General features: G+C 62.7%; 3 protein-coding genes and 1 pseudogene. 1 reads left to right on the top strand and 3 read right to left on the bottom strand.

Annotated features, from left to right (window positions below; genetic code table 11):
- A pseudogene (locus ABY403_RS14425) lies at positions 1 to 358 on the top strand (hypothetical protein); the annotation flags it as partial.
- On the opposite strand, the gene ABY403_RS14420 reads toward ABY403_RS14425, so the two are convergent.
- The 3 genes from ABY403_RS14420 to ABY403_RS14410 form a co-directional block, all read right to left on the bottom strand.
- Complete coding sequence (locus ABY403_RS14420; RefSeq protein WP_372841517.1) at positions 319 to 1,377, bottom strand: saccharopine dehydrogenase family protein; 1,059 nt, start codon at positions 1,375 to 1,377, stop codon at positions 319 to 321. The pseudogene ABY403_RS14425 and the gene ABY403_RS14420 overlap by 40 nt on opposite strands.
- Positions 1,378 to 1,387: 10 nt before the next feature.
- Positions 1,388 to 2,881: an aldehyde dehydrogenase family protein gene (locus ABY403_RS14415; protein ID WP_372841516.1), complete on the bottom strand. Its 1,494-nt coding sequence runs from the start codon at positions 2,879 to 2,881 to the stop codon at positions 1,388 to 1,390.
- Positions 2,882 to 2,883: 2 nt separating this feature from the next.
- The coding region (locus tag ABY403_RS14410) for an ACP S-malonyltransferase (RefSeq protein WP_372841515.1) at positions 2,884 to 3,730 on the bottom strand (847 nt) is incomplete at its 5' end.

Genomic DNA, 3,730 nt, shown 5'->3' with positions numbered 1-3,730 from the left:
TTTGGCTGAATTAGTCACTGATTTTGGCGGGCCGCAGGGCATCGTGGGCTTTGCCGCCCGGGCAACCCCTGCCGACTTCGCCGCACTTGCACCGCGCGTTGCAGGGCTTGACGACCCGGCTGCGCTGGCCCTGATGGATGCCGCAACCACGCTGGTCGGTGCAGCCATAACGCTATTGCAGCCGCCCGAGGGCGACCTGCCGGTGGTATTTCTGGGTGGCCTTGGGGCGCATTATGCAGCGCGGCTTTTGGGGCGTTGGCCAATTGCCACGCCTTTGGGCGATGCGCTGGATGGTGCCTTGCGGCTGGCCATGCAGTTTCAGGCGGAAAACAGCGACCCGGTGCGCGTGGCAAGGTAAGGTGCAAAGGGTATTTCCTCTTGCTTGAGGAATCCCTTCTGCGGCAGCGTACCCGCGCGGACCATCTCGATCACCGCAACAACCGATGCCGATGTTGTCCAAGCAATCGCGGTGCGCGACCGCCCGCCAATCTCGATCGGCTTCCAGGCGCGCACATATTCCTTGCGGCGCAGCTGCCCAGCCTGCCAGCCTTCGGCGGCAACGTGCATATAGACCACGTCATCCTCGACCGGGGGCTTTGCGTTGGTTAGGATTCGGCCTGCTTCGACCCTGTTTTCGCGCATCAAAAGCTCGTGGAAGAAGAAGTTCATCAACTCCACATGGCCGGGGTAGCGCATGGTCTTGTAATCGAGGTTTTCGATCCGCCCCGCATAGGTTTCGCACATCGTGCCCAACCCGCCCGAGGTGGTAAAAGCCTCTAGCCGCGTGCCGTTGACATAGACGGTCTCCAGCCACTCCATTGCAGAGACGGTTTTTTGCACGCCTTCCTCGATGACCTCGCAATCGTTGAGGTATTCGTTGACCACGCCTTCCGGCGACCAGTTGAAGGCATAGCCCAAAAGCCCGGTGGGGTTTTGCGGCAAGGCACCTACCCGCAGGCGGATCGAGCGGACGCGTTCGAATTGCGCGGCCAAATCCGCGCCGATGATGCCTACCAGCCCCGGTGCCAGGCCGCACTGCGGCGCCATCAGCCCGCGCGAGGTCTTTGCAAGCTCGCGGATATGCTTGGTGGTCGGCACGTCTTCGGTAAGGTCGAAATAGTGGATGCCAAGCGCGTGCGCCGCGCTTGCCACCTCTTTGTTCAGTGCATAGGGCAGGCAGGAAAGCACTGCATGATAGGGTTTCAGCAGCGCCTCTAGACCTGCGGCATTTGTCAGATCGGCTTGCACGCTGGGAAATCGGCCCGCATGAATGCGCGCGTCAATGCCGGTTACGTCAAACCCGGACTCAACCAGCAACTCCGCTGCAAGGTGCCCGACCTTGCCAAGGCCAAGCACCGCGATTTTGCTGAAACCCATCACATCCTCCCTAGATGTCGAACTTCACGCCCTGCGCCAACGGCAGGTTTGCCGAATAGTTGATCGTGTTGGTCTGGCGGCGCATATAGCCGCGCCACGCGTCCGACCCGCTTTCGCGGCCGCCGCCGGTTTCCTTTTCGCCGCCGAACGCGCCGCCGATTTCAGCGCCCGATGGGCCGATGTTGACGTTGGCGATGCCACAATCAGAGCCCGCCGCGGAAAGGAAGGTTTCGGCTTCGCGCAGATTAAGCGTGAAGATGCAGCTTGAAAGCCCCTGCGGCACGTCGTTTTGCAGCGCAATCGCTTCATCGAGCGTATCGTAGCCCAAAACGTAAAGGATCGGCGCAAAGGTTTCGGCGCAGACTGCGGCAGTCTGGCCGGGCATTTCCACAACCGCGGGCTCTACATAAGCACCGCCTTGCGGCGCGCCTTCGGCCACGGCGCGACCGCCATGCACCGTGCCGCCTTCGCTGCGCGCTTGTTCAAGCATCGCCAGCATCCGGTCGCGCGCGCCGTGGTCGATCAGCGGACCGATCAGCGTGGTAGCGGCACGCGGGTCGCCAATCGGCAGGCTGGCGTAAGCCTTCGTCAGCCGCGCGACGAGTTCCTCGCGAACCGAGTTATGCGCGATCAGGCGGCGCAGGCTGGTGCAGCGTTGCCCGGCGGTGCCAACGGCCGAAAAGACAATGGCGCGAACCGCCATATCAAGATCGGCCGAGGGCGCTACGATCATCGCGTTATTGCCGCCCAGTTCCAGAATCGCGCGGCCAAAGCGCGCCGCCACTTTTGGCCCGACAATGCGGCCCATGCGGGTCGAACCGGTGGCCGAAACGATCGGAATCTGCGGCGAAGTGACCAGCGCATCGCCCACATCGGGCCCGCCGATGACCAGTTGCGCCAGTCCTTCGGGCGCATCGCCAAAGCGCGCGATGGCACGAGCAAAGATATTCATGCTGGCCATTGCGGTCAGCGGCGTTTTTTCAGAAGGCTTCCAGATCACCGGGTTGCCGCAAACCAGCGCCAGTGCCGCGTTCCAAGACCAGACCGCTACCGGGAAGTTGAAGGCCGAAATGATGGCGACGGTCCCGGCCGGATGCCATGTTTCCATCATCCGGTGGCCCGGCCGCTCGCTGGCGATGGTCAGGCCGTAAAGCTGGCGCGAAAGGCCCACGGCAAAGTCGCAGATGTCGATCATCTCTTGCACTTCGCCAAGGCCTTCCGAGGTGATCTTGCCTGCTTCCAAGGTGACAAGCGCGCCAAGGTCATCCTTGGCGGCGCGCAATTCCTCGCCCAAAAGCCGCACCAACTCGCCCCGGCGCGGGGCGGGCACTTCGCGCCACGCCTTGAACGCTGCTTCGGCGCGCGCGATCACGGCGGGCATTTCTTCGGCAGTTGTTTCCCGCACGCGGGCAAGCTCGGACCCGTCGATCGGGCTATGAACGGCCAGCGTGCCGCCTTTGAGGTTGGCAGCGGTCAGGCCGAGGCGGGCGAAAAGGTCGGTCATGGTCATTCTCTCCTTTGGGTGACAAGGCGGCGCTGATCTTCGATGCCCATCGATGCGATGATGGGCCGACTAGATTGGCGTGCCTGAAACGCAGTTTTCGTGTCTATTCCAGCCCAATTCGCCAGTATCAGCGATTGTGCTACAGCCCCGCCCAGCGTTGTTCCGGGGCCGGTGATGATGAAGATGTCGGGCGCAAACTCGCGCGCGGCGGTGGCGATGGCATGGGTGAAATCATAAGGTTCCACCACCTGATGGCCAAGCGTATAACTGCGTAACGCAAGAGGGTCAGAGGCATCCGGCCACCAAATCGCGCCGCGCCCGTCAACGAGCGGCAGTTTCGGCTGTTCGAAAAGTGCCTCGGGCAACGCGGCGCGGCCTGCGACGGCTACTGGTGCCTGAAGCACGGTATGAAACGCCGCGTGATTGGCAAGGCGCATCGGAAAGCGGCTCTGCAAAGGCGGAACGGCGGCCTCGAACGCCGCCAGACCTGCCTCGTTTCCCGCCAGAACCAACATGCCGCCAAGGTCGATCGAAAGGGCAAGCGCGTGGCCGGGGCGGGCTGCGATGCTTTCAACAAGCGCCAGCAGTTCTGCCTTGCGGCCCGGAATTGGTCGCCAATCCTCGTCGGTAAAGGGGTAAAGCGTTTGCCCGCCGATCAGATGCTGCTGCATCAGCGTGCCCATGGTGTTAACCACCTCGAACCCGGCGTCGGCGTTCAGCGCGCCGGCACAGGCCAAGGCCGAATACCATCCCATCGAGTTGCCGGTAACCGCCACAACCTCGACCCCGGCGATGTCCTGAAAATCGGCATAGGTGCAGGCGTAGATCAGCGCGCTTGCATTATCGCCC

Source organism: Phaeovulum sp. (assembly GCF_041596715.1).
Taxonomy (GTDB): domain Bacteria; phylum Pseudomonadota; class Alphaproteobacteria; order Rhodobacterales; family Rhodobacteraceae; genus UBA6213.
This window is presented reverse-complemented; position numbering and strand designations above follow the sequence as displayed.